The organism is Pseudoalteromonas sp. XI10 (assembly GCF_001469895.1).
GTDB lineage: Bacteria > Pseudomonadota > Gammaproteobacteria > Enterobacterales > Alteromonadaceae > Pseudoalteromonas.
Genome location: NZ_LOPY01000051.1, coordinates 137,692 through 162,671 on the forward strand (window position 1 = coordinate 137,692; position 24,980 = coordinate 162,671).

Annotated in this window: 21 protein-coding genes; 6 read left to right on the forward strand and 15 right to left on the reverse strand. The window is 41.9% G+C overall.

The genetic code is table 11. From position 1 onward, the window contains the following. Positions 1-62 precede the first annotated feature (62 nt). Positions 63-1,601: a tetratricopeptide repeat-containing sulfotransferase family protein gene (locus AUR67_RS14855; protein WP_058585867.1), complete on the forward strand. Its 1,539-nt coding sequence runs from the start codon at positions 63-65 to the stop codon at positions 1,599-1,601. On the opposite strand, the gene AUR67_RS14860 is transcribed toward AUR67_RS14855, so the two are convergent. The 8 genes from AUR67_RS14860 to AUR67_RS14895 form a co-directional block, all read right to left on the reverse strand. Beyond that, positions 1,576-2,415, reverse strand: coding sequence for a sulfurtransferase (locus tag AUR67_RS14860; protein WP_058585868.1), 840 nt, complete (start codon positions 2,413-2,415; stop codon positions 1,576-1,578). The two genes, AUR67_RS14855 and AUR67_RS14860, sit on opposite strands and share 26 nt — an antisense overlap. After that, the gene (locus AUR67_RS14865; protein WP_058585869.1) at positions 2,415-2,837 is read right to left on the reverse strand and encodes an adenylyltransferase/cytidyltransferase family protein; all 423 of its coding nucleotides are present in this window, start codon (positions 2,835-2,837) and stop codon (positions 2,415-2,417) included. The genes AUR67_RS14860 and AUR67_RS14865 overlap by 1 nt, the downstream gene beginning before the upstream one ends. Before the next feature lie 29 nt (positions 2,838-2,866). Continuing rightward, positions 2,867-3,931: a CDP-glycerol glycerophosphotransferase family protein gene (locus tag AUR67_RS14870; RefSeq protein WP_058585870.1), complete on the reverse strand. Its 1,065-nt coding sequence runs from the start codon at positions 3,929-3,931 to the stop codon at positions 2,867-2,869. A 122-nt stretch (positions 3,932-4,053) separates the two neighbouring features. Beyond that, positions 4,054-4,473: a group I truncated hemoglobin gene (locus AUR67_RS14875; protein ID WP_058585871.1), complete on the reverse strand. Its 420-nt coding sequence runs from the start codon at positions 4,471-4,473 to the stop codon at positions 4,054-4,056. Then, positions 4,473-5,306 (reverse strand): DUF3034 family protein, encoded by an 834-nt coding sequence (locus AUR67_RS14880; RefSeq protein ID WP_058585872.1) that lies wholly within the window; start codon positions 5,304-5,306, stop codon positions 4,473-4,475. Before AUR67_RS14880 ends, AUR67_RS14875 begins: the two co-directional genes overlap by 1 nt. Continuing rightward, the gene (locus AUR67_RS14885) at positions 5,293-7,608 is read right to left on the reverse strand and encodes an EAL domain-containing protein (RefSeq protein ID WP_058585873.1); all 2,316 of its coding nucleotides are present in this window, start codon (positions 7,606-7,608) and stop codon (positions 5,293-5,295) included. Before AUR67_RS14885 ends, AUR67_RS14880 begins: the two co-directional genes overlap by 14 nt. Beyond that, a complete protein-coding gene (locus tag AUR67_RS14890) occupies positions 7,598-8,248 on the reverse strand; it encodes a methylamine utilization protein (protein WP_058585874.1) in 651 nt (216 codons plus the stop codon). The genes AUR67_RS14885 and AUR67_RS14890 overlap by 11 nt, the downstream gene beginning before the upstream one ends. A 167-nt stretch (positions 8,249-8,415) precedes the next feature. Next, positions 8,416-9,522, reverse strand: a complete 1,107-nt coding sequence (locus AUR67_RS14895; RefSeq protein WP_058585875.1) for a phosphoribosylaminoimidazolesuccinocarboxamide synthase — start codon at positions 9,520-9,522, stop codon at positions 8,416-8,418. Positions 9,523-9,736: 214 nt separating this feature from the next. Here AUR67_RS14895 and AUR67_RS14900 point away from each other — a divergent pair, with 214 nt between their 5' ends. The 4 genes from AUR67_RS14900 to AUR67_RS14915 are packed head-to-tail and all read left to right on the forward strand — an operon-like array spanning position 9,737 to position 13,307. Then, the gene (locus AUR67_RS14900) at positions 9,737-10,810 is read left to right on the forward strand and encodes a CDP-glycerol glycerophosphotransferase family protein (RefSeq protein WP_235591847.1); all 1,074 of its coding nucleotides are present in this window, start codon (positions 9,737-9,739) and stop codon (positions 10,808-10,810) included. Between the two features lie 16 nt (positions 10,811-10,826). Next, entirely contained in the window at positions 10,827-11,525 is a 699-nt protein-coding gene (locus AUR67_RS14905) for an ABC transporter ATP-binding protein (RefSeq protein WP_058585876.1), read from the forward strand. Beyond that, positions 11,512-12,810, forward strand: a complete 1,299-nt coding sequence (locus AUR67_RS14910; RefSeq protein ID WP_058585877.1) for an ABC transporter permease — start codon at positions 11,512-11,514, stop codon at positions 12,808-12,810. Before AUR67_RS14905 ends, AUR67_RS14910 begins: the two co-directional genes overlap by 14 nt. 8 nt (positions 12,811-12,818) lie before the next feature. Then, positions 12,819-13,307 carry a DUF3299 domain-containing protein gene (locus tag AUR67_RS14915; protein WP_054552700.1) on the forward strand — a complete coding sequence of 163 codons (489 nt, stop codon included), beginning with the start codon at positions 12,819-12,821 and terminating at the stop codon, positions 13,305-13,307. Between the two features lie 36 nt (positions 13,308-13,343). Here AUR67_RS14915 and AUR67_RS14920 read toward each other — a convergent pair whose 3' ends face one another. The 5 genes from AUR67_RS14920 to AUR67_RS14940 all read right to left on the reverse strand — a co-directional run bounded on the left by AUR67_RS14920 (position 13,344) and on the right by AUR67_RS14940 (position 20,484). Beyond that, positions 13,344-14,741, reverse strand: a complete 1,398-nt coding sequence (locus tag AUR67_RS14920; RefSeq protein WP_058585878.1) for an efflux transporter outer membrane subunit — start codon at positions 14,739-14,741, stop codon at positions 13,344-13,346. Then, positions 14,734-17,868 carry an efflux RND transporter permease subunit gene (locus AUR67_RS14925; RefSeq protein WP_058585879.1) on the reverse strand — a complete coding sequence of 1,045 codons (3,135 nt, stop codon included), beginning with the start codon at positions 17,866-17,868 and terminating at the stop codon, positions 14,734-14,736. Before AUR67_RS14925 ends, AUR67_RS14920 begins: the two co-directional genes overlap by 8 nt. A gap of 2 nt (positions 17,869-17,870) precedes the next feature. Further along, positions 17,871-19,097, reverse strand: coding sequence for an efflux RND transporter periplasmic adaptor subunit (locus AUR67_RS14930; protein WP_058585880.1), 1,227 nt, complete (start codon positions 19,095-19,097; stop codon positions 17,871-17,873). Between the two features lie 74 nt (positions 19,098-19,171). After that, positions 19,172-19,981 carry a bifunctional DNA-formamidopyrimidine glycosylase/DNA-(apurinic or apyrimidinic site) lyase gene (gene mutM, locus AUR67_RS14935; RefSeq protein ID WP_054552701.1) on the reverse strand — a complete coding sequence of 270 codons (810 nt, stop codon included), beginning with the start codon at positions 19,979-19,981 and terminating at the stop codon, positions 19,172-19,174. Between the two features lie 11 nt (positions 19,982-19,992). Further along, positions 19,993-20,484, reverse strand: coding sequence for a hypothetical protein (locus AUR67_RS14940; RefSeq protein WP_058585881.1), 492 nt, complete (start codon positions 20,482-20,484; stop codon positions 19,993-19,995). 157 nt (positions 20,485-20,641) lie between these two features. Between AUR67_RS14940 and AUR67_RS14945 the strand changes: the two genes are divergently transcribed. Then, positions 20,642-21,568 carry a manganese-dependent inorganic pyrophosphatase gene (locus AUR67_RS14945; RefSeq protein ID WP_058585984.1) on the forward strand — a complete coding sequence of 309 codons (927 nt, stop codon included), beginning with the start codon at positions 20,642-20,644 and terminating at the stop codon, positions 21,566-21,568. A 69-nt stretch (positions 21,569-21,637) separates the two neighbouring features. On the opposite strand, the gene rlmB is transcribed toward AUR67_RS14945, so the two are convergent. Both rlmB and rnr read right to left on the reverse strand, forming a co-directional pair. After that, positions 21,638-22,384 (reverse strand): 23S rRNA (guanosine(2251)-2'-O)-methyltransferase RlmB, encoded by a 747-nt coding sequence (gene rlmB / locus AUR67_RS14950; RefSeq protein WP_054561023.1) that lies wholly within the window; start codon positions 22,382-22,384, stop codon positions 21,638-21,640. Beyond that, a complete protein-coding gene (gene rnr, locus AUR67_RS14955; protein ID WP_058585882.1) occupies positions 22,381-24,864 on the reverse strand; it encodes a ribonuclease R in 2,484 nt (827 codons plus the stop codon). The genes rlmB and rnr overlap by 4 nt, the downstream gene beginning before the upstream one ends. Positions 24,865-24,980: the final 116 nt, after the last annotated feature.

The following is a 24,980-nucleotide window of genomic DNA, read 5'->3' on the forward strand; positions in this document are numbered from 1 at the left end:
TTGCCACCTTCAGGCAGGGCTTTTTAATACCTGAAAATAATTAATTGGTATACTATGCGCTTATGCTAAATGATACCCAACAAGCGCTTCGCGCTCATATCCAACAGTTGTTAAACAACAAACAACTAACCGATGCACATCACTTACTTGTGCAGCGCCTAAAACAAAATTCTGAAGACCACGTTTGTTACTTTTTGCTTAGCGAAGTCAACACCGCAGCAGGCGATATCACCAAAGCGATTAAGCTCCTTGAAAAAGCGCTAAGCCTAGCCCCTTTTGCAGTTTATCATTTAGCACTTGCCAAGTTATATGTACTGTTAGGCAAAGTAAGTAATGCAGCTGTGCATTATCAAAGCGCATTACAAACAGCTGACTTTAGTGGCGCAGACTTTGATACATTAGCCAACATTGCGACCCGTTTAGGGCATTATGACGACGCCCTTAGCTTTCAACAAGCAGCCTACCAGCGCAATAAAGATAACCCACAAATTAGCTATAATTTGGCGGTGTGTTATAAAATTCACGGACTGTTCGATGAAGCTAAAAGCTTGCTACAGCAACTAACCACAAAGCAACCTAGCTTTTATCAAGCCCACTATTCGCAGGCTGAACTCAATACTGTTATAGATGCAGAGCAACATATGCAAAAACTACAAGCCTTGGCGGATAAAGAAAAAAGCATTGTTGAACAGCAAGTGCATTTTCATAGTCTTGCTCTTAATTATGAGCACCTTAATGACTACAAAAATGCATTTAAATACTTTGCACTAAGTAAGCAAACGATAGCCGGTAAACTTAATTATCAAGCCACACAGCATCGCCACTTTTGTCAAAAACTCATTACCCAAAGCAAGCAACAAGCACTTGCAAGTAGTGACTTTGAGTTTTCGCCAGTTTTTGTTGTTGGCATGCCCCGCTCTGGCACAACCTTAGTTGAAAAAATCCTTAATCAAAGTACACAACTGCAAGGGATTGGGGAGTTAAATGATATTGCGCAACTCATACAACACGCCACGCAATCAGCTCGTGTAATAGACAGCGAAATGCTCGATAAAGCATATGAATCTGAGGCAATAAAAACAGCACTGGATAGCTATCAACAAAGAGCTGAGCTGCTAAGTGACGGCCTAAGAGGTTGTGATAAACAGCCATTTAACTTTTACTATATTGATTTTATTTTAGCGGCTTTTCCTAATGCGAAAATCGTTTGTATGCAGCGTGGCTGGCAAGATTGCAGCATTGCCAATTTTAGGCAGATGTATAGCCCGCAAAGTGTGTTTCATCACTACAGTTTTACACTTGAAGATATTGCCTCGTTCCATCAAGATTACTCGGCATTAGTCAGTCATTTTGCGAACAAGTATCCTGAAAACGTTTTTTTACAAAGCTATGAGCAATTAGTGGCAGAGCCTACCCAACAAACTCAGAAGCTCTATGCTTTTTGCGATTTAAGCTGGCAGGAAAACTGCCTCACTTTTTATAAAAACAATGCAGCATCAGCCACGGCGAGTAAAAAGCAAATTCGCCAGCCACTGAATAAAAACAGTATCGGCAGCTGGCAAAATTACGCTGATTTTATTGATGCGGACCTGTTTCAATAGGTAGGTCGTGACGAGCGCCCCACTCACTCCATGAGCCATCGTAAACACGTAAGTTAGCGTAACCGCATTCATCGGCACACAATGCAATTGCGCAAGCGGTTACACCTGAACCACAGCTAAACTGCAGCTGGGTATGATGCGGCGCTATGTGTTGTTCAAATAATGCCTGTAACTCGCTAAGGGGTTTAAGCTCACCGTTATTAAGCACTGTTGCAAGTGATAAACTACGACTATTTGGAATATGACCACTGCGCATGCCTTCACGTGGCTCAGCGTGTTCACCGGTAAAGCGCTCATAAGGACGAGCATCGAGTGTTAGTGTGCTGAGTTCATCAAGTGAGTTAAGTACTTGCTCAGCACTAATAAAGTAATCAACACGCGGGCTGGCAACAAAGTTGCCTTGACCAGTAGCAGCTGAATAGCTTGCTTGTGTTGCAAAGCCAAGTGCCTGCCACTTAGCTAAACCGCCACTTAAAACTTTTACGTTATCAAAGCCCATTGCTTTAAACATCCACCACGCTCGCGCTGAACTGAATAAGCCTTGGTTTTCATAAATCACAGCCAGAGAGTCTTGGTTAACCCCAGCAAGCCGCATATGTTCTGTGAACTGCTCGCTACTGCACATCATACTTGGTACAGGATTACTGTTATCTGCCAGCGTCTTTTTAAAATCAAAACGCTGTGCATTAGGAAGCATAGCCTCAGGTGCATACTCACCCGGTAAACCAGGGCGCACCATTCCTGCATCGAAGATAACCAAGTTATCTTGGTTTAAATGCTCGTTAAGCCACTCTGGCGAGACGATGTTCTTCATTAGCTTTTACTGATCTTATCAAGCACTTCACGCAGTTTTGTGCTTGATGTGTGAGATGTGTAAGAAAAGTAGCAAATCTCAACATTAAGTTTTGCAAAATCTGCTTCAATTTTGTTCCACTTTTCAGTTCCTTTCCAATCATCTCCCACAAACATTTTATCAAATTTCAAATTGTTCCAAGCTTCTTCTTTGTCGTAATTAACCTGCGGAACAACTTCATCCACAAATTTAACTGCTTCAACAATTTCCATTCGCTCTTGAAAAGGGATGACGGGCTCTTTATTTTTTACATTACGACAAAGTTCATCGGTAGTTACACCAACAATTAAGTAATCACATTCTAATTTTGCTCGTTTTAAAATGTTTAAATGACCTATATGAAATAAATCAAAAACACCTGTCGTGTAACCTATCTTCTTCATTAATTTTTCCAGTGTGTACTCTTAATAACTTAATTGTTTTCGACTAAGTAATTGACGATTCGTTCACTTGCTTTACCATCAAGTTTACCTGCTAGCTTTTCAGCTAATTCAAGCCTTGTCTCAGCCAAATACTCAGGGTTTTCAAGTTGCTCGATAACAAGTTTGTGTAAGTCTTTGTAATTTTTTGCATGTACCGCAATATTGGCATATTCACCGTAGTCTTGATCCATACGACGTTTAAAACGATAAGAGAAAACACCTCTGTAGCTCCAACGCAACTTCAAGAAATCGCACCAAATTACAGGTTTATTAAGTAAAGCAAATTCAAAAAGAGCGGAAGATGCATCACTTATAAGTAAGTCAGCCTGATCTAAAAATGGTAATAGTGAATAGTCCTCAACCCGAGCAAGATAAACATTATCGTAGTTTGACCAATGCTCTAATAAATCACGTTGCTTTTGATAGCGGCTTTTACATATTGAGAAATAGTGAGGTTTGATCAGAATGTTAAATTCAGAAAATTGCTCTGGCCAGTTTTTTGGAAAGCGCTCGATACTACTTGGGTAGAATGTAGGAGCATAGAGAATAGTCTTTTTACTTTTATCAAATTTCGTTAAATCTAAAGCACCATCAAGAGGCACTTGATTAAAAATATCGTCAAGTTTACAAAACCCCACATCAACAAAACAATCATCTGGATACATATTTTGTAAACGCTTAAGGCGATATTGCCCCTCAACAAACCTGACTGTCATGGCTTGTGATGATTTGGTGTAATAACTAGATTTAGGCCCAATGCCATGTCCTAACTGAGCGCTTTTAGACACTTTGTGTAAACGGTCTAAAAACTCGAATGAGTTTGCAAAAAACACCCAATCTGCTCGCTCATTTTCGTAATATTCTATAGCTTGCTTTTGATTATCAACCCAAATATGCTCAAGTTCATTGTCATCTATGATTTGCTGGATTGTTTGTTCATGGCTATTGCGATAAAAAACAAACCTACTAGTTATACCTTTACTAAGTAGTTTTTTATATACCGGAATATATTGCGGTAAGTAGTAGAGACTTTGGGTATCGAAAATTATATTCATAAAAGCTAAACAATCTTTATTATTTTTTTGTGAGATGACAGTAATAGAACAAAAAACTTTTAAAAAAGCTATTGTACATAAATTACTTTATTCTTTCAGCTTACATTCCAAGTTTGTTCTAGCTAAATATCAATTACCTCAGGGCGAAGTGGTGCTAAGCGACTAAGGATTTTATTTTGTACCGTTTGCGGGATCTGTTGTTCGTCCATAGCATTAATCAAAAGCTCTACCACACGGTTAAAGTCTTTTTCAGGGATGTTCATTCCGGTGTGGATATCAACCATATTATCGCCTTTGTATTCACAAGGACCGTCGGTGACGCTACACAAATGAGTAATAAAGCCTTGTCGAAAATGGGCGACATTCGTTTGTTTAAAATAAGCTAAAATTTGTTCGTCACGGCCTATTTGATTGATAAAACTATCAACCAGTTTTTCAACTCCCTGTTCGCCATTAATTTGCTGATACAAGGAGCTATTGTTGCTACTTGCACAACCAGCTAACATAACGGCAAATACAAATGTAAAAAGTGTTTTCATCATTACCAATACCCTGTTACAGAAAGATACCAACCTGTTTGATCCTTAGCCCCAGCAATACTTCCTAAGTCTAACCAAGCAGCAGTCACGCTAACATACTTATTAGGAAACCAAGCAACAAACACATCCTGCCAATCTTGCTCCCCTAAGCCTAGGTTATTGGACTTTTCACGATACTCAACACCAACGGCTATTTGGTGGGTTAAAAACACAGCTGTCGATGCTTCAAATAACAATTCTTTATCGCTATCAGGGCCGCCAAAGCCTAACAAGCCAAGCTGATTAGCATCGCTATAACGAAAGGTGGTATTCCAAAACCAGTTATACCCAGCAAGCGCGCCCAAATGTAATTTACTAGCAGCAAGATATACATCGGTACCGCTGGTGTCTTTGGCACCAAGTAGGTTTGCGATACTGCCATCATCAAGTGATTTATGTTGCACACCCAAGCTCAGCTGCGGCCATTTACTGTAAACGATATCGCCGTATAAGCGTACTTTTGCCCCTGTAATTGATTGCTCAATATCGGTATTTAATGCGGGAACTTCAAAGCGTTGCTCTGCGTAACTAAATTCAACGCGATCATAAATATTTAGCTGCGCGCCACAAACATCTAAGCGGTAATCACTCACATCAGCGCGGCTGCAAAAACCATTTATTGCTATTTCATCATCACTAGCATAGCCTGCAAGCTGCGCCCAAGGGACAATACCACCACCCGCACTACCTTCAACTTGTGAGACACCAGGCGTTGCTAGTAATTTACCCGATGCAGCTAATCCTGAACTTGCAAAACCGAGGCAAGCCAGACAAAACAACCAATTAAGACGCTTCATTGTACACCTCTAACCACTGCAAAAACTGCTCTGATTTTAGTGGCCTACTTAAATAATACCCTTGTGCATAATCGCATTTATTTTGCACTAAAATATCCAGTGAATTTTTGTTCTCAACCCCTTCAGCAACAACCGAAAAGCCCAGCTGATGACCTAGAGTAACCGTAGATTGCACTATGTATTGATCTTGACGAGACTGATCTAATTGCAAAATAAAACACTTATCAAGTTTTAGCTCATCAATCGGTAATGACTTTAAGCGCCCAAGCGATGTTTGCCCTACACCATAGTCATCCAACGAGATTTTAACCCCCAAGGTTTTGAGGTTTTCTAGCGCCTTAATACCTTGCTCTTCGTTCTCAATCATATCGCGTTCTGTAAGCTCAATTGTGATCAAGCGCCCATTAACAGCATGTTTTTCTAACTGTTTAGCAAGGTGTGAGTAAAAGCTTGGGTATGCAATATCTTGCGCAGAAACATTAATTGCAGCCTGCATAGTAATACCTTGCTGTTGCCATGCTGCAACTTGCGACACTACGGTTTTAACAACCCAAGAAGTTAACTCAACAATCACCCCCGATTGCTCTGCTAAATCAATAAACAGTTCTGGTGAAACCCACTGACCGTCTTTGCGCTGCCAGCGGATTAACGACTCAACTTTATCAATGCTATTAGTTTTAATATTTAGTTTTGGCTGATAGGTCATGAACAGCTGACCGTCATCATCAACAAGGGCTTGCTTAAGTTCATCAATTATTGCAAGGCGCTCAAGATGCTCTTCGTCTTCACCTTCTTGATAATAATGAATAGTTTTATGCTCGCAAGATGCGGTATCAACAGCAATTAACGAACGACGCATTAAATCCTCAGGGCTGACATTTTGCGAAAGGCAATGTACCACCCCAACGCTAAAGCGTAAGGTAATATTTAAGCCTTGAATTAAGTAGCCAGCCTGTAACTGAGCAACTAACTTCATTACCGCATCTTTAAACTGTTTCGTTTCATCTGCTGGCAATAAAGTTAAAAACTCATCACCACCTATTCGAGCATTCACCCCTTGATAATAGGCAGAGTATTCACCAATACGCTCAGCAACCGCTTTTAAACAATCATCACCAATACGCGGGCCTAATTTATCATTGATATGGCGAAGGCCGCGGATATCTATAGCAACCAGTGTGTACTCAGCCCCTTCGGCAAACAAGTTTTCCATGTTTTCTAACATAGCAGAACGGGTATAAAAGCCAGTTAATGAATCATGGCTAGCTTGAAAACTTATTTGCTGTTCACGCTCTTTAATGTCGTTACCCATGTTGTTAAAGGCATCAATTAAGGTGGTGATTTCACTACTTTGCTTTTTACCTACAAATTCAGCTTTATAGTTGCCACGGGCAAATTGCTGAGCAAGTAAAGTAAGCTTTGAAAGCGGTGTCGTGAGGTTTTTAGCTAAAATTCCACTGGTCAATACGCCTATCACAACCGTAATAGCAGCAAGCACAATAATGGTAAAAAACAGCTGTTCAAACTCACGATAACTCTGGGTTAAATCAGCACTTAATAGCACAGAAACTAGGTGTCCGGGCAAAGATGGTAGTTCAACCAGACGGTTTCTATAAACTGGCTTTTCACCAAATATGCGCTGCGTTGTCTCGTTATTAAAATGCGCTAATACAGAGGTGCTTTGTGGTTGCTTGGTCAGCGATGTTTCTACCACACCATCATCTTCACCAATAAAACTCACATCCATAGTGGTGAGGTTTTTAAGCTCTGCAGCAACCAGATCGTTAATCTCGAAGCCCACTAAACTGTAGGCAACAGTTCGAGGTGCGCGCACCGGTAGTAAAATAACTTGGTAAAGGGTTTGATCAAGTACAATGAAATTTGATTGTTCAGCATCAATGAGTAACTCATTCATCAATGCAGAAAACTCATCTGGCATATGATTAAATTCAGTATTTGCTGAAACCAATTGCCCTGATAAATCCACAAGCAACATCAAATCAGCATTTATTCGACGACTGTGGTTATTCAATACACTACTAATGGTATCGGCGTCTTGAGTTGCGACCGCTTGTTTAAAGCCAAAATCTGCGGTCAGCACCTTTGCAGCAGTTAATAGCAGGCTTTCTTTAGCGCTTAAATATTGCTTAAAAACATTTTCAGCGACATTAATATCTTCACGCAACTTTTGATCATTAAAGCGATTTGTCGACCACCAAGAGCTCGCTAAACTGACTAAACTAGTTAATAAAACCAGGCTTACGCATAAGGCTATGATCCGCCCTCTTAAACTATGAATCATTATCTGCCTTAAACATCTCACCAAACGTATTACGCGGTGCAGGTTCATTCGTATTAATTGTAATATCAGCGACTTGCTCAGTTACAGTGACTGATAATTTTTTATTGATTTCACTTGCTTGGTTTGGGTGCCAAATCGTTATACTAGTTGGAACAGTAATACCTTTTAATTGTACTTTGCCATCCTCTGCTGTTTTTAGTGTATTAGCGCTATTTGCGACATAGATATAACCCACCATAGAGTCGTGAATATTACAGCCTAAGACTACAACCCCGGTGTTATCAAACAACTCTGGTTTTTCTGGACGGTCAGCGTAAAGCTTAATATTAAAAGGTTTAGCACTTGAAAAAGAATAAACATGATGGCGGATATTATCGCTATTAGGAAAATCAACAGACTGCCCTTGCTGTATCACCAATACATTAGGTGAAAACTGCTTATTTACCTGATCCATCACAGCAACGGGTAATTGCGTGCTCGGTAAGTTCGCATTATTTTCTAATTCGATTACAGCATCAGCCAAAGGCTTACCAAATTGATCTCGAACGGTAAATGAAATATCAGCAGCGAATGCAGTTGCTGCGCTGCACAGAACTACAAAAGAACATACCGTGCGAGCACAGTGCGCAATAAACGTCATAATTGAACCTTGCTTAGCCTAGTTTGCTAATAAGTATAGATTAATCTTAGCTTAAGTTAATGAGAGAGGGTATGAAAAGCAAGAAAAAAGCCAAGCAGTTTTACTAGAAAACCAACTTGGCTTTAATAATATTGACTTAGAGCATATCTAAGTTAAAAAAATAGCAATTAATTGTGCTTAATTAAGCCGTATTCTTTATCTAAAATAGCGATTACTTCACTACGTGGGTCGCTTGGAATAGTAATTTCTTGACCAATGATTTTACTCGCAATGCCAACGTAAGTATCAGACACTTCAAGCATCACTGATTCTGGCAAGGTGTAGTCTTTAGCAAGCTGCTCACGCTCGTCCATGCGGTCTTTATTTAATAACACATCGCTGTCTGGCACGTTATTAATTAATAACTGGCGAAAACCCTCTTTTGAGTTTTCAATGATTTTACCGTCACGGTAAGCTGGGCCATCCCAGATACGTGATGAATCAGGGGTGCCTACTTCATCAATGTAGATAAGCTTATCTGAACCATCAATGTCTTCAACATAACCAAATTCAAATTTAGTATCGACAAAGATTTGGTCAAGCTGTGCAAGTTCATCACTGATCAGCTTAAAGCCTTCAACAAGTAATTGCTCATATTTAGCGACATCGTCTTCAGACTTGAAGTTAAAAACAGATAAGTTATTGGTGATGTTTTCACGGGTAATGTTCACATCATCTACTTCAGGAATATCAGCAACACCTGTGATAATGCCTTTCGTTGATGGCGTAATTAACACTTCATCTAGCTTTTGGTTCGCAGCTAGTCCCTCTGGTAAATCAATACCACAGAAATTACGCGTGCCTTTCGCATAATCACGCCACATACTGCCAGTAATATATTGGCGAGCAATGGCTTCAACTTTTACAGTACTTGCTTTACGCACAATCCATACATAAGGGTGTGGAATATCAACAATATGGTTACCAGCAAGGCCTGCTTTATCAAATAACTTAAACCAATGAGATGCCACAGAGTTTAGCGCGATGCCTTTACCAGGAACACCATTTAAACCGTTTTCACCTTGCCAAATACAATCAAACGCAGAAATACGGTCAGAAATAACCATAATAGCTAGCTCAGTTCCTTTTGGAACTTGATAACCTTTTTCATTAATTAAACGAGCGCTGTCTTCATCAGTTAACCAATAAACTGAACGCACTTTACCACTGTGTACCGCACCTTTGGTACGGATCGGTAAATCATCGTTTACGTCTAAAACTTTATAGCTAGTCATGCTATCTCCGATAGTATTTGGCATGCTCTTATGAGCACATGTATGGGATTGGGGTTATGGCCGCCTATAATAATCTAGACGCCTTGAAAGCTCAATCATTGCACTATCATCAGCAACCAGAGAAACAATAAAAACCATAAAATTTAAACTTTCAGTAATTTTGCTGTCATAAACAATATTTCGTTATAATGGCGCCTCGCAATAGGAGGTTTTCTTGGATTACTTAGCAGCTACCGCAGAAAAAAAATATTTAATGTTTATTTCACAGAACTATTCGTACGCGATCTTACGCCCATTACAACGGGAGATTTTAGCCCGTGGCGGTGAAGTTAAATGGTTTTTCTATGGTGATGAAGTTAATCAGAACTTCCTTCGTTCAGATGAATCGTGTTTAGAAACTATAGATGATGTAATCCAGTGGCAACCAGACATTTCATACATTCCCGGGAATGTAATTCCAAACTTTATCCCAGGAAAAAAAGTAGCTGTTTTTCACGGCTTTAATTCTGGAAAACTAAATCGAAAAGGATACGAAGATCATTTTAACATCCGAGGCTGCTTTGACCTGTATTGTACCCAAGGCCCTAATACAACTTCTAAGTTTGAGAAACTAGCTAAAAAGCATGGTTTCTTTTTAACTAAAGAAACAGGTTGGCCTACTCTAGATCCATTATTTTCAAAAATAGAAAACAATCCATACGTAGATGAAGGCGATAAAAGGCAAACTCTTTTAATTTGTTCAACTTTTTCTAGAAACCTTTCTCTTGCACCTAAATTATACGAACAAATAAAAGCGTACAGTGAGCAAGGTAAATGGCGTATTTTGGTGCAATTTCACCCAAAAATGCCAAGTGAGCTTGTTGAACAATACAAAGCGCTTCAAAACGACAATCTAACCTTTGTCGAGACAGATGATGTATTACCACTCTTACAAGCTGCTGATGTCATGCTGTGTGATACCTCATCTATTTTGCTTATGTTTATCTTACAAAGAAAGCCTGTCGTGACGTTCTGCAACCAAGCACCTGGCGAACACCTTATTGATGTCACAGATGTCGATAAACTAACTGAGGCGATTGATTATGCCTTCACACAGCCTGCTGAATTAATGGCGAAAATTGAGCACTTCTGCCAGCAACTGCATCCATATCAAGACGGCTTATCGAGTCAACGTGTACTTGCTGCTAGCAATGAATTACTATTGAGCAATCCTGCACTTAAGCCGAAACCACGTAATTTTATTCGTAATTTTAAAATGCGTAGAAAATTAAATTACTGGCGATGGTAACAATTCATAGGTAGTTATGATCACGCTTGAAAATGTGCTTTTTAAATGGCACGCAAAACAATCCGAGCCGACGATCAATATTACTAAGCTAGATATTGATCAAGGCGAACATGTTTTTCTTCACGGTCCAAGTGGTTGTGGTAAGTCAACGTTATTATCCCTGCTTGCTGGCGTCACAGTGCCAACACAGGGCAATATCGAGCTGCTTGGTAAAGCGATAAACCAACTGAGTAATAGTAAACGTGACCGTTTTCGTGCCGACCATATTGGCTATATTTTTCAAAACTTTAATTTACTACCCTATTTATCGCCCATTGAAAACGTGACTTTGGGTTGCCAATTTTCAAAGCAAAGGCAAAAAAACGCATTAAAAAATAGTGCAACAATAGCCGCTGAAGCAAGACGCTTACTGAGCGCTTTAGGGCTAAATGATAATTTGCAACATCAAGCCGTTGCACAGCTGAGTATTGGCCAGCAACAAAGAGTTGCCGCTGCGCGAGCCTTTATTGGCAGCCCTGAAATTATTATTGCAGATGAACCTACCTCAGCACTCGACACACAAAATCGCCAAGCATTCGTAAAATTGTTATTTGAGCAGGCAAGCGCAGCAAATAGCACGCTAATTTTTGTTAGCCATGATGAAACATTACAAACGCTATTTACCCGCAGTATCAGCCTTGTTGAGTTACAAGGAGGCACAGATGCTACTCATTAAACTCGCCACAAAAAGTTTATTAAACCGAAAGGCCAGCGCCCTACTCACCCTATTTACCATTGCTATCAGCGTAATGTTATTGATGTCGATTGAGCGGGTTCGAGTTGATGCTAAAAGTAGCTTTAGCAATACAATTTCTGGCACTGATTTAATTGTCGGTGCGCGTACCGGTGATATCCAGTTGCTGCTGTCTTCGGTATTTCGCATTGGCCATGCTAACAATGGTGTGAGTTGGAAAAGTTACCAATACATTACTGAGCAACGGGGTGTAAAATGGGCTATTCCTATATCACTTGGCGACAGCCATAAAGGCTTGGCTGTACTTGGTACAAATAAAGACTATTTTGAGCACTATCGCTTTGCTAAAAAGCAGTCGTTGAGCTTTTCACAAGGTCATGAGTTTAATCACTTATTTGAGGTTGTTTTAGGTGCAGAGGTTGCCAGCAGCTTAGGCTATCAGCTAGGCGATGAAGTGGTGATTGCGCACGGCATGGGCAATACCAGCTTTCATAATCATGACGATAACCCATTTAAAGTGGTCGGTATTTTAAAACCAACAGGCACGCCTGTTGATAAAACCCTACATATTCCACTTGCAGCAATTGAAGCGATTCATGGTGGTCATGCTCATCAGCATGAAGCCGCTCAGGCTGATGCAAATGACCACGACCACGACCACGACCACGACCACGACCACGACCAGCATGATGATGTTGATTTAGTTGGCACACCAAAACAAATAACCGCTTTTTTACTTGGTTTCGATTCACCACTTTATACCTTACAAGTACGTCGTAATATCAACCAATACAGAGATGAGGCACTGCTTGCCATCATGCCGGGTGTTACTTTGCGTGAACTATGGGAAATGCTCTCTATTGTTGAAAAAATCTTGCTATTATTTTCTATCGTCGTGGTGCTGATCAGTTTGCTTGGCATGTTAACGAGCCTGCTTTCAAGCCTCAATCAACGCCGCAGAGAACTTGCAATTTTGCGCTCTGTTGGCGCAAGACCTTGGCATATTTTCACCTTGATCAGTGTCGAATCATTACTCATTACAGGGCTTGGCTGCATTGTTGGTATCGCATTATTCTATGCTTTAATGCTACTCGGCGCAGATTACTTGCAAAGCCATGCCGGAATAAGCCTAAATATAGCCTTATTGTCATCCTATGAACTCATGCTTTTAGCTGCGATAATGGTTGCAGGCTTTATTGTTGGGTTAATTCCCGCAACTCGCGCGTATTTCTACTCTCTTGCTGATGGTATGAGTATTAAAATTTAAGGAATGTTATGCCGTTTTTTCGAAAATTCGTCGCTTTAGTCGCATTAGTTGTGTGTGCTGGAGCTAATGCTGGCGCACCTAAAGAAATCTTCTGGGAAGATTTAATTCCAAAAGGTCATGTGCAAATCGATACCCAAGCGCAAGCAAACCATGAAGGCTCTGAACAAAACTGGGTGCAACCAGACCTTGATGCTCCCGTGGTAAAAGAACTTAATGGTCAATCAGTAAGTTTGCCTGGTTTTGTTGTTCCCCTTGAAGGCGACAGCGAAGTGATCACCGAGTTCTTATTGGTGCCTTATTTTGGTGCTTGTATTCACGTACCACCACCGCCACCAAACCAAATTGTGCATGTCACGATTAAAGACGGCGTACCAATCGAAAGCCTATACGATGCGATTGTCGTGACTGGCGTTATCAGCACCGAAACCTGGTCTGGTGAAATTGCTCAAGTCGGCTATAAAATGAAAGCCGTTGGTGTAGCACCATTTGAGTTATAAGTTTTTAAAAGGGCATGTTTTTGCATGCTCTTTTAATTAATCTACCACTTTTTCTTTTTCCAGTTCCTGTTCGCTTAATTCATACCATCCGCCACCAAGAGCTTTATAAAGCGTTGCTAGGCTTTGCAGACGATCATTCTTTGCCTGCGATAAAGCTATTTCTGCCGAAAATAACTGGCGCTGTGCATCCATTAAATCAAGGGAGCTGGCAACACCATTGCTATACCTAAGGCGTGCTAAGCGGTAGTAATCTTGGCTACTGAGCACCAAGCTTCTTTGCGCATCATAGTTTTGCTCTGCAGACTGATAATTCGAAAGCTGATTGCTCACTTCTTGCAGTGCCACCAGCACTGTTTTTTGGTATTTGATACTTGCCTGATAAGCCCGTTGTTCCGCAACCGTTAAATTTGCCTGATTGCGGCCCATATTAAATATTGGCATTAACAGCTCTGAGCCCAGCAACCAAACCTGCGAATTACTGGCAAGCAAATCACTAAAATCAGTACTTTCACTGCCAAGCTCGGCATATAAATTAAGTTTTGGAAATAAAGCCGCTTTTGCGACCCCAATTTCAGCCATAGCCGCTTGCCATTGATACATTGCTTGCTGCACATCTGGTCTACGCTTTAACAGTTCACTAGGTAGTCCTGTGGGTAATTGCTTAGGAAGGGTTTGCACAGATAACTCATTCCCCCCTTGCACATCAGCATTGGCATCACCAATCAAAAACTTTAACTGATTAATAATCCGCCTTTCACTATGCTGTAAAGGCGGGATCTTCACTTTCGCTGACTCTAATTCAACCTCGGCTTGGCGCTGTTCTAGCCCTGAAATAATACCGCCCTTTTTACGAATACGCGCAATTTCAAGCTCTTTCTCACGAAGCTTAATCGTACTCAGGCTAATTTTTAATTGCTCTTCAACTTCTTTGAGGGCAAAAAACTGCTGCGCAACATCAGCAATCAAGGCGAGCTGCAACGCGTTTCTTGCTTGCTCTTGGCTATAATAATTTGCCAGTGCGGCTTCGCTTGCGCGTCGGTTGCCGCCAAATAAATCTAGCTCCCAACTTAAGTAACCTTTTAAATCAAAAGTATTTTCTGGGCTGCTATTGAGCTCTTCTTCTCGCTCTGAAGTAAGCCCTACATTCACATCTGGCCATAAAGCGGCATACGTAATCCGATATCGAGCTCGCGCTTCGATAATTTTCGATTGCGCAATTAACATATCTTGGTTGTTAAGAAGCGCTTGGCTAATCAGCTTTTGCAAATGAGGGTCGCTATAAATTTGCTTCCAGCCCGCTAAAGCCTCCGACTGTGGCGTAGCTGTTGCGCCCATAAAATTAGCAACTTCACTATGCTCAGGTGCTTCAAAATCAGGGCCTACAGCACAGCCTTGAATGCAGGCGAAACAAAGCAATGGTAACAATTTATGCATCGACTTGCTCCTCTACTACTTTAGAGGCCGGTGTTTGCTGTTTTTTCACAAAGCGTGCAGCGGTAATAAAGAACAGCGGCACTAATATTATGCCGATAGAGCTTGCCAGTAACATCCCCCCTAAAATAGGCATAGATACTGACTGTCGACCAACCGCTCCGGGGCCAGAAGCAAGTACTAACGGCAATACACCAAGCACAAAAGAGGCTGCAGTCATTAATATTGGCCGAAAGCGAGAACGGGCGGCTTCTATTGCTGCATCAGCGGCATCCATACCTTCTTGATAAAGCTGACTTGCCACCTCAACAATCAAAATTGAGTTCTTTGCAGCAAGGCCTATCAAGGCAATAAAGGCGACTTGAAAGAATAAATTGTTTTCATGTCCCGTCACTAAGGTCAATACAGAGGCTCCCAACATAGCAATCGGGCTTATTAGTAGTACAGCAAACGGCAAGCTCCAACTTTCGTAGAGCGCCGCTAAAAATAAAAATACAAACACAATAGCAAGGCTGATAGCGATACTTAGCTGACCCGATGAGCGAATTTCTTGATAGGTTAATCCTGTCCATTCATAGCCAAGGTTAGGCGGTAGTTTTGCCATTTCTTCTTTAATTACGTTAATTACATCACTCGATGCATAGCCTTCAGCTGGCGATACATTTACCATGGCACTGGTAAACATATTAAAGCGATTTATTGCAGACGGACCGGTTGTTAAGTTTAACTTAGCAAGCACATTTGATGGCACCATAGCACCATTTTTTGAACGCACATAAAATTCGTTGAGGTTTTCAGGGCGTGCCCTAAATTCATCTTCAGCCTGAACTTTAACCCGATAAACCCGGCCAAATAAATTAAAGTCATTAATTGTTGATGAGCCAGTAAGCACTTTCATTGTGCTGTAAACATCGGCAATCGGCACCTCTAGTGCCATGGCTTTTTCTCTATCTAACTCCAAAAACAGCTGAGGTACTGAGCCACGCAGTGAGCTACTTGCTTTAGCAACTTCAGGGCGGTTATTTAAATTTGCCAGCAGTACCTCAAGCGATTCAACCAGACTCGTTAAGTTGCCTCCCGTTTTTTCTTGCAGCGCAAACTCAACACCAGAGCCCGAACCAAGCCCCGCCACAGCCGATGGCTGAAACACATTAAATTCAGCATCTGGAATGGCATACAACTGCTCACGAATATCATTCATCACACTTGTGACCGTAAAACCTTGCTCTGCACGCACTTGCCAAGGCTTTAAAATCACCTCCATTTGACCATGTGATTGCGCACTACCAGCACGGCGGTTTTCACCCGCTAGCGTGAATGAATAAGCTACCCCAGCATGGTTCATAACAAATTGGTTGGCTTTACTTATCACCTCATTGGTACGTGAAACCGTTGCCGCATCTGGCAAGGTAATATCAACAAAAAAGCGTCCTTGATCTTCTTGCGGCATAAAGCTGCTTGGTAATTGGCTAAACACAAAGTAACAGCCACCTACCATTATAAAAAAGCCAATATAACTACGTTTTGCTTTTTCAGAGCAGACCTTTACAAGCCAGGTGTATTTTTCGCCAACACCTTCAAGCCAGCTATTAAATTTAACAAAAATCTTATTATTTGATGGGGCGCTAGGTTTTAAGAAAATCGCACATAAAGCAGGGCTCAAGGTTAGCGCAACTAGGGTTGAAATGAGTACCGCAACGGTAATTGAAATCGCAAACTCTCGGTACATAATGCCCGTAATACCGGCTAAAAATGACACCGGCACAAACACCGCAGCAAGTACTAAAGAGGTTGCCACTATGGCGCCAGAAAGCTCTGTCATCGCTTGCTTAGTAGCAGCAACTACCTCCATATTTTGCTCATTGATCAGTCGCTCAACACTTTCGACTACGACAATCGCATCATCCACGACGATGCCGATAGCCAATACCATAGCCAATAAACTGACATTGTTTATGGTAAATCCAAATGCAGCCAAGGCGATAAAGGTACCCACTATCGACACCGGCACAGCTAAAGCGGGTATTAAAGTTGTTCGCCAGTTTTGTAAAAATAAATACACCACTAAAATCACTAAGATAAGCGCTTGAATAAGGGTATTGATCACCTCATTAATCGACAGCTTGATGAACTCTGATGCATCATAAAATAACTGCCATTTCACTCCCTTTGGAAAAGCCTCGCTCAGGCGTTCCATCTCAGCCTTAACACGTTCAGTAACCGCTAATGCATTAGAGCCTGGTAACATATAAACCTGCAAAATAGTGGCGGGCTGTTCATTTAGTTTTGAATTTAAAGTGTACGCAGAGGAAGCCAGCTCAACCCTTGCAACATCTCGCAAACGGATCATCGAGCCATCACTGTTAACTCGCAGCATAATGTTATTAAATTCATCAACCTTATTAAGCCGACCTTGTGCTCGCACCGGAAAGTTAAGCTTAATTGCATCGCTCATTGGCTGAGCCCCGATCTCCCCAGCAGCGGCCTCTTTATTTTGTGCTTTGATTGCTGTGGTCACATCATTCACGGTTAATTCGTAGCCCGCTAAAATATCAGGCTTTAACCAGACCCGCATAGCATAAGAACGCGAGCCGGTGTTACGCACTTTACCAACCCCCGGAACACGCTTTAAAGCCGCCTCAACATTGATGCTGGCGTAGTTACTCAAATAGATTTCGTCATAGCGAGGATCATCAGAGGTCAGTGCCAGTTTCAACAGCTCAACGGAACTTTCATTAGATACATTCACCCCTTCAGTTTGCACATCAACAGGTAAATTACTGCCTGCTTGGCTTGCGGTGTTTTGCACATCAACAAGGGCGAGATCTGGGTCGGTGCCAACATCAAAGGTGAGTGTGATCCCAACACTGCCAGAGTTAGTTGCCTTTGACTCCATATACAACATATTCGGTGTGCCATTTAATTCTTGCTCAAGAGGAATGGCTACCGACTCAGATGCGGTCTCAGCCGTTGCGCCAGGGAATGAAGCAGACACTTTAACCGACGGCGGAGCAATATCTGGGTATTGATCAATCGGTAGAGTAAAGAGCGAGACCAAGCCTGTGAGTAAGATAACTAACGAAATAACGATAGCAAACACTGGACGCTTGATAAAAAAATGCGAAAACATAGTTAAGCTCCCTGCTGATTTTTTTCATCATCTTGTTTGCTTGGTTTATCTGGCGCCAGTGGAATAGTGCCCGTGTTTGGCGTTAATTGGCGTTTTTCAAACTCGGCTAACGAAATCGCCTTGACTTGCTGACCATGACGAATACGGTGTAAACCTTTCACCACCACTTGCTCACCCGCACTCAAGCCACCGCTAGCAACAATTCCTTGTTCACCGTAATGCTCAACAACAATAAAGCGCCGCTCTATCTCACCTGAATCAAGTACCACCATCACATAAATACCACCCTGTTCAACTTGTGTAGCTTCCTCAGGGACGACAATGGCATCTTTCAACTCAGATAATTTAATCCGTGCTTTTGTATATTGCCCAGGTAATAGCTCACTATTAGGGTTAGGTAGCTTTGCTCTTACTTTAAAGGTGCCCGTTTTCGGGCTAATTTTAGGGTCGGTAAAACTCACATCGCCCCAATATCGATACTCGCTGCCATCAGGCAAAGAAATACGTACAAAGCCTTCTAGCGCCTTGCCTTGTTGTTCGGCTTGTAACTGCTCCATCATGCTGGTCATACGCCGCTTGGCATTCAAATAATCAAGTGCCGACATATTAAAATTAACGAAAATAGGGTCTATTTGCTGAATGGTAGTAAGGAGTGAAATACCATTACTGCCGACCAAAGCACCGAGATCGGCTTCAGAGCTACCAACCATGCCACTAATTGGCGCCGTAATGCGGGTATATTCTAAATCGAGCTTGGTTTCTTCAAGTTCTGCTTGGGTTGCTGATAATGACGCTTGCGCTTGCTCTTGAATAGAAATTGCATTGTCGTAGTCGAGCTGACTTGCTGCGTCTTGCTCATAGAGGGGTTTTAAACGAGTAACATCGCGCTTTGCTTTAGCCAGCGCTGCTTGGTCTTTTTGCAGCGCCGCTTTAACGCGATTAAGCTTAGCTCGGTAAGGTCTATCATCAATGGTATAGAGTAAATCACCTTCGTTTACCCAGCTACCTTCAACAAATTCAACACTTTGTACAAAGCCAGTGATCCTTGCGCGTACTTCAACATCAAGTGATGCATCTGTACGCGCCACGTAATTCCCATACAGCGGCACATCAAACTGCTTAACCTCAGCGGTAACCACTTCTTCAACGATAACTTGAGGTTGCTCTTTAGAACAACCCAGCAGTGCCGCTAAGCACACGCACCCTATGACGTATTTGTTTAATAGCATACAACCTTCTCATTCCTTAAGCCTGTCTCTATCTTGCTATCTGTTGCAATACTACATAGATGAGGGATTCTTTGTTATTTTTGACAATTAGAGCAGTACACAGTGCTTCTTTGCCCTAATCTAATTTCTTTTAATGGCTCTTTACACGTTACACATGGCTCACCTTTGCGACCATAAACTAGTAATTGTTGGGCAAAATAACCCGGCTTACCATCACTTTGAGCAAAATCTTTTAATGTTGTGCCGCCTTGCGTGATAGCCGCAGCAAGTGTTTCTTTAATAATAGGCACTAATTGCTGATAACGCTTTAAAGACACCTTGCCGGCTTCTCGTTTCGGGTGAATTCCGGCCTTAAATAACGACTCATTGGCATAGATATTACCTACACCAACGACCACAGCGTTATCCATAATAAACTGTTTTATTGGTACTTTTTTATTTCTAGACTGTTCGTAAACACGCTTTGCAGCAAACTCATCGGTAAGTGGCTCCGGCCCAAGCTTGGTTAGCAAGGTATGACATTCGCCTGGTGCTTGCCATAAGCAGGCACCAAAGCGACGCGCATCGTTGAGTCTTAGCGCTTTACCTGAGGCTAAAATAAATTCGATATGGTCGTGCTTTTTTAATGGCTCATCTGCGCTCACAACTCGTAAGTTGCCCGACATTCCTAAGTGCAAAATAACACTACCCAGCTCACAACCGAGTAATAAATATTTTGCTCTACGCTCCACTGAAGTAACTTTAAGTCCTTGTAATTGATATACATCATCAGGCACAGGCCAACGCATACTGGCGTTATGAATATTTACTTTGGTCACTGTTTGGTTAAGCACATGCGGCGTTATTCCCAAACGGCTAACTTCAACTTCTGGTAATTCAGGCATCTGTGACTCTCTTAAAACGGGTATAACGGAAATAACTTAGCAGCATCAGCTTGTTCAAGCTCAAATAATCGTTGTAACCGCTTATCTAATAAATAGTATTGCTGATCTATGTTGTACAACTGATACACCGCTGGCAACTGCTCCCCGGCTAGCCACACGGAGGCAACATAATCAGCCGATGTCTGTGAAATTTTACTAACAGGGAGACTGGCAATAGTCAGTTTTTGATGTTGCCAAAGTTCAACAAGTTGTTCGAGCTGATGCTCATCGCCTTGCCATGTGGTTTCTTGCAGTGATTGGCTACGCCAAGAGGTGCCGATACGTTCGATTTTTAATTCTGGAAATGCCATCGCCAAAATAAAGCTTTGCTCTGGGAGTAATGCTTGTACTCCTTCTTCAACAGGCTGTGTATTGAGCTTTTTATGTAGACCATTGAAGAAAAAAATCATCAATAGCATCGAAATAATCACCACATTATTCCATGCTTTTCGGCTCAAGCGCATCAGTATCTTCCTCAGTTTTCAATATCTTAAAGTGTAACCAAAAAGGACATTAATTGGCAGTTGTAATTGATCAACAAAATTTCATGTCTGTTATGTATCAATCTGTCGATACTTTGCTAAAATATCCGCCAAATTTAAAGGAGTTCCGTCAATGTCAATGTCAATGTATGTAGTGGGTCATAAGATCCCTGATTCAGATTCAATTTGCGGTGCAATTGCGCTTGCTTACTTAAAAAACCAGATCAATGAACCTGCGATCCCGACGCGTTTAGGTGAAGTATCACCTGAAACACAATTTATCCTAGATAAATTCGGTTTCGAAGCACCTGAGCTAAAACTTAGCTACGCAGGCGAAGACGTTTATATCGTTGACCACACAGAAAAAACACAAGCACCTGATGACATCGATGAAGCACGTGTTGTGGGTGTTGTTGATCACCACAAATTAGGCGACTTAACATCATCAACACCACTAGAATGTTGGATCCGCCCAGTTGGTTGTTCAAACACTATCATCAAAATGATGTATGACTTCTACAACGTAGAGATTCCAAAAGATATCGCAGGCATCATGTTATGCGCTATCTTAAGCGACACTGTAATCTTTAAATCACCAACGTGCACAACAGCTGATATCAAGTGTGTTGAAGCACTTGCTGAAATCGCTGGCATCGAAGATTTCAAAGAACTTGGCATGGAAATGTTCAAGGTTAAATCAGCAGTTGAAGGCACGCCTGTACGCGATTTAGTAATGCGTGATTTCAAAGACTTCAACATGAACGGTAAGCTAGTAGGTATTGGCCAGCTAGAAGTTATCGACCTTGCTGTATTTGATGAGATCAAAGCAGACCTTGAAGCTGACATCGCAAAGCTTAAAGAAGAAGGCGGTCGCCACTCAGTATTACTCCTGTTAACTGATATCATGAAAGAAGGCTCAGAAATGCTAATTGCGTCTGATGACGTATCAGTAATCGAAGCTGCCTATGATGTTAAATCAGAAGACGGTCGCGTATGGTTAGATGGCGTATTAAGCCGTAAGAAGCAAGTAGTACCACCACTACAAGACGCTTTTGCAAAAATCTAATCAGAACTGTTAGGTACAAAAAAAGCCGATGTAACATCGGCTTTTTTTGTGTCTGAAATTTCGGGGTAGTTAGATTTGCGTTGCATTACGCTGACGTAACACTTCAAATAAACAAATACCGGTCGCAACTGACACATTTAAACTAGATACCGAACCAGCCATTGGGATTTTAACTAATAAATCACAATGCTCACGAGTAAGACGGCGCATACCATCCCCTTCTGCACCCATTACAACAGCCATTGGCCCTGTTAGGTTTGCATCAAATAATTCAGTATCTGTTTCACCGGCAGTTCCAACAACCCAAACGCCTGCATCTTTAATTTCACGTAGCGTACGCGCAAGATTGGTTACTTGAACTAATGGCACTGTTTCTGCTGCACCACACGCTACTTTACGCGCTGTGCCGTTAAGTTTTGCAGACTTATCTTTAGGAACGATAATCGCGTGTACGCCCGCAGCATCTGCACTACGTAAACAGGCACCTAAGTTATGTGGATCAGTAATGCCATCAAGCACCAATAAGAAAGGCGTTTCTTCACGGGCGATGATCTCATCAAGATCTTTTTCGTTATACATGCGCGCCGCTTTTACATTAGCGATAATGCCTTGGTGCTGCTCACCATTTGCTTTATTATCAAGCGCTTTACGCTGCATAAATTGTACAGAAATACCGAATTTACGTGCTTGGTCAATAACCGGGTTTAAACGTTTATCTTCACGCCCTTTTAAAGCGTATATTTCTAAAAAGCGCTCAGGCTCTTTTGCTAATATTGCTTCAACTGAGTGAAAACCAAAAATTAATTCATTACTCACGTATTATTTGCTCCTCGGCCATTACGTTTACGGGCATTCTTACCCGGTCTTTTTGCCTTTTTGGTGGCTTTTTTCTTACTCTTCTTTTTGCCGGCTTTTACAGCATCAGCTTGTTTACTATTAGGCTTTTTACGCCCTTTAGAAGGTGAAGACTTGCCACGTTTTTCATTCTCTTTGTCGCCTGATTTTGCCTCAAAGCTGCCTGACTGCGCTTTTTTACCAGGAATTTTACCTGCTTTGAGCTGGGCACGAACACTTGGTTTTGCAGGGGCACTACGGCCACGACGACGCGCATAACGGTCTTGTTGCGCTTCACCTGCTAACACTAAGTTTATGCGTCGCTCATCAAGACTGACAGATGACACCTGAACCGTTAGTTTATCGCCTAAACGATAAACGGTGTGAGTTTGTTCACCAATCAAGCAATGCTTAGCACCATCGTAATGGAAGTACTCATTGCCCAGGTTAGTTACATGGATCATGCCGTCGATTTGTAAATCATCTAAGCGTACAAATAAACCAAAGTTAGTTACCGATGAGATCACCCCACCAAATTCGTCACCAACATGGTCTTGCATAAATTCACATTTAAGCCAATCTGCTACTTCGCGAGTCGCATCATCAGCACGGCGTTCAGTGGTTGAACACTGCTCACCTAAAATATCAACTTCGTCATCAGTGTAGGCATACTCACCCGATGTTTGCTGACCTTGCGCCTTGAGCACGGCTTTAATTGCACGGTGCACTACTAAATCAGGATAACGACGAATTGGCGATGTAAAGTGGGCATAAGCTGGTAAAGCTAAACCAAAGTGGCCAATGTTATCTGGCTGATAAACCGCTTGCTTCATTGAACGAAGCAACATGGTTTGAATAAGCTCAGCTTCTGGGCGGTCGCCTAATTTAGCTAACACTTGGGTTATTTCTTTTGGTGTTGGCTCATCAGAAATCGCGGTTTCGATACCAAGCTCTGATAAAAAGTTTCTGAAGAAACCCAGCTTTTCAGCATCAGGCTCATCATGCACACGATAAAGCGCACTCGCCTCGTGCTTTTCTAATAATCGGGCTGCCGATACGTTCGCTAAAATCATGCACTCTTCGATAAGTTTGTGTGCATCATTGCGAACCACAGGCACAATTGATTCGATCTTACGATGTGCATTAAACACAAAGCGCGTTTCTAAGGTTTCAAACTCAATCGCACCACGGTCTTGGCGAGCAGCTTTAAGTGCCATGTACATTTGCTGTAAATCAGTTAAATGTGGCACCATCTTAGCATACTCTTCACGCAGCTTTTCATCGCCTTGTAAAATCGCATTCACTTTAGTGTAGGTAAAACGAGCGTGTGAATTCATCACCGCTTCGTAAAATTTATACCCAGACAACTTACCCGCTTCTGACACCGTCATCTCAGCAACCATACATAAACGGTCAACTTCTGGGTTCAATGAGCACAAGCCATTCGATAGCACTTTTGGCAGCATCGGAATAACTTGCTCAGGGAAGTATACTGAGTTACCACGTTCAATCGCTTCTTTATTCAGAGGCGTGTTCATTCCTACGTAGTGCGACACATCGGCAATGGCCACCCATAAACGCCAACCACCTGATGGTTTGCGCTCACAGTAAACGGCATCGTCAAAGTCTCGGGCATCTTCACCGTCGATTGTAACTAGCGGTAAGTCACGTAAATCAACGCGACCTTGCTTTGCTTGTTCATCAACAAACTCACCTAAATGAGCAACTTGCTTTTCAACCGCTTCAGGCCAAACGTGGGGAATATCGTGATTGCGTAGTGCAACTTCAATTTCCATACCCGGTGCTAAATGCTCACCCAGTACCTCAGTGACTTTACCTACCGCATTCATATGTCGGCTTGGGTTTTGGGTAATTTGCACCTGCACCATTTGGTTGTGGCGTGCACCATTTTCACTACCCGGTAGAATCATAATATCTTGCGTTATGCGTGGGTCTTCAGCCACAACAACAGCAATACCATGTTCAACAAAATAGCGGCCAACAATCGGCGCACGCTCATTGGTTAATACCTTAATAATGCGTGCATCGCATTTGCCACTTGAGCCTTTGCGATTGCCTTTAGCAAGCACAATGTCACCGTGCAACACCATATTCATTTGGTGCTTCGCGATAAACCAATCTTTACTCTCACCTTCAACTTCTAAAAAGCCGAATCCGTCACGATGACCAATGACTTTGCCTTTAACTAGGCCTGATTCATCGATCAATGCGTAGCATTTAAACTTATTGAAATACAGTTGACCATCGCGCTCCATAGCACGTAAACGACGTTTGAACGCAATTTGACGCTCTGTATCATTCACATGTAATTCGTCACAAAGTTGTGTGAAGTTTGCTGGTTTGGCGCGAGATTCTAAGTGAGTAAGTATAAACTCACGGCTAGGGACGGGGTTTTCGTACTTTTCTTGTTCTCGACTGAGATTTGGATCCTGTTTTGACATTCACTATCTTGTTAGTTGGTTATGTTGTTATTTTAACCCATAACCTAACAATGAGACAGGCAAAAGCTATGAAACTTTTAAGAAATTGATTAATTCTGCCAAAAATGAAGCTTTGA

Coding starts and splice junctions, on each gene's coding strand:
- AUR67_RS14855 (WP_058585867.1), top strand. CDS start 63: ATGCTAAATGATACCCAACAAGCGCTTCGCGCTCATATCCAACAGTTG.
- AUR67_RS14860 (WP_058585868.1), bottom strand. CDS start 2,415: ATGAAGAACATCGTCTCGCCAGAGTGGCTTAACGAGCATTTAAACCAA.
- AUR67_RS14865 (WP_058585869.1), bottom strand. CDS start 2,837: ATGAAGAAGATAGGTTACACGACAGGTGTTTTTGATTTATTTCATATA.
- AUR67_RS14870 (WP_058585870.1), bottom strand. CDS start 3,931: ATGAATATAATTTTCGATACCCAAAGTCTCTACTACTTACCGCAATAT.
- AUR67_RS14875 (WP_058585871.1), bottom strand. CDS start 4,473: ATGATGAAAACACTTTTTACATTTGTATTTGCCGTTATGTTAGCTGGT.
- AUR67_RS14880 (WP_058585872.1), bottom strand. CDS start 5,306: ATGAAGCGTCTTAATTGGTTGTTTTGTCTGGCTTGCCTCGGTTTTGCA.
- AUR67_RS14885 (WP_058585873.1), bottom strand. CDS start 7,608: ATGATTCATAGTTTAAGAGGGCGGATCATAGCCTTATGCGTAAGCCTG.
- AUR67_RS14890 (WP_058585874.1), bottom strand. CDS start 8,248: ATGACGTTTATTGCGCACTGTGCTCGCACGGTATGTTCTTTTGTAGTT.
- AUR67_RS14895 (WP_058585875.1), bottom strand. CDS start 9,522: ATGACTAGCTATAAAGTTTTAGACGTAAACGATGATTTACCGATCCGT.
- AUR67_RS14905 (WP_058585876.1), top strand. CDS start 10,827: ATGATCACGCTTGAAAATGTGCTTTTTAAATGGCACGCAAAACAATCC.
- AUR67_RS14910 (WP_058585877.1), top strand. CDS start 11,512: ATGCTACTCATTAAACTCGCCACAAAAAGTTTATTAAACCGAAAGGCC.
- AUR67_RS14915 (WP_054552700.1), top strand. CDS start 12,819: ATGCCGTTTTTTCGAAAATTCGTCGCTTTAGTCGCATTAGTTGTGTGT.
- AUR67_RS14920 (WP_058585878.1), bottom strand. CDS start 14,741: ATGCATAAATTGTTACCATTGCTTTGTTTCGCCTGCATTCAAGGCTGT.
- AUR67_RS14925 (WP_058585879.1), bottom strand. CDS start 17,868: ATGTTTTCGCATTTTTTTATCAAGCGTCCAGTGTTTGCTATCGTTATT.
- AUR67_RS14930 (WP_058585880.1), bottom strand. CDS start 19,097: ATGCTATTAAACAAATACGTCATAGGGTGCGTGTGCTTAGCGGCACTG.
- mutM (WP_054552701.1), bottom strand. CDS start 19,981: ATGCCTGAATTACCAGAAGTTGAAGTTAGCCGTTTGGGAATAACGCCG.
- AUR67_RS14940 (WP_058585881.1), bottom strand. CDS start 20,484: ATGCGCTTGAGCCGAAAAGCATGGAATAATGTGGTGATTATTTCGATG.
- AUR67_RS14945 (WP_058585984.1), top strand. CDS start 20,642: ATGTCAATGTATGTAGTGGGTCATAAGATCCCTGATTCAGATTCAATT.
- rnr (WP_058585882.1), bottom strand. CDS start 24,864: ATGTCAAAACAGGATCCAAATCTCAGTCGAGAACAAGAAAAGTACGAA.